The following is a 907-nucleotide window of genomic DNA, read 5'->3' on the forward strand; positions in this document are numbered from 1 at the left end:
CCTTCACACCGCAAGCTCGGGCCCAGTGCAGGAGGCGGGTGAGGGCGTGGCGGACCTGGGCGTCGCGGTGGGCCGCGGTGCCTCTGAGGTCGTAGGAGAAGCGGCGCGGGGCGCCGGTGGGGTTGCCGTGGGCGTCGAGGTGCCAGGCGGCGAGGTGGTCGGCGTTCATGTCCACGCCGACCACGCCATGGGCGAGCGCCGCCTCGATGGGGAGGATGGGGGTGGGCGGGATCTGCCAGGAGGCGGTCAGGTACCAGCGGCCCCGTCCCGTGTCGTAGTGGATGCGGTAGGCGACCGCCCGGTCGGCCGCGACCCGGTCCGCCCACTCGGTGCCCCAGTGCGCGAACGCGACCCGGCAGGCCAGGACGTACCGTCCGTGCGGGGCGTTCGCCAGCGATGCCAGCGGTGCGGGCAGCTTGATGCTCACCTCGCCGTCCGCGCTGATACGGATCGTCTCGTTGCCGTAGCGCTTGCCGGACTCACCGTCCGCCTGGCAGAACCAGCGCTCCGCCTCCCAGCGCCCGCGCCAGTCGGACTGCGTGAGCCGGGCCGCTGCCAGGTGATGCCGGGTGCGGGCCAGACGTCTGCCGCCCCGTACGACGTGCACGGCTCCGGCGTCGCGGTCGGCCCGCGCGGCGGCCAGCCGGTCCTGAAGCACCCGCAGCCGCCGCGCCTTGGCATGCCACTCCCGCCGCGACCGGTAACCCCCCGGCGCCGTCTTCGTCCCCTTCTGCCCGACCGGCAGCGACAACCGGCCGGCGATGGTGCGGACGCCCGCTTCCAGGCTCTGCATGTGCGCGAGCTGACAGCGCCGGGCCAGCGCCCACTGGTCATGCGACGCCTTGGTGATACTGCCCGCCCAGCGCGACGACGACAGCGGCGTCAACTCCCGCTTACGCACCGCCCA

1 pseudogene is annotated in these 907 nt (G+C 74.1%); it reads right to left on the bottom strand.

Annotated features, from left to right (window positions below):
* Positions 1 to 907, bottom strand: a pseudogene (locus BZL64_RS11430) (IS200/IS605 family accessory protein TnpB-related protein); the annotation flags it as partial.

The sequence above is a fragment of the Streptomyces bobili genome, from assembly GCF_002154575.1.
GTDB lineage: Bacteria > Actinomycetota > Actinomycetes > Streptomycetales > Streptomycetaceae > Streptomyces > Streptomyces bobili.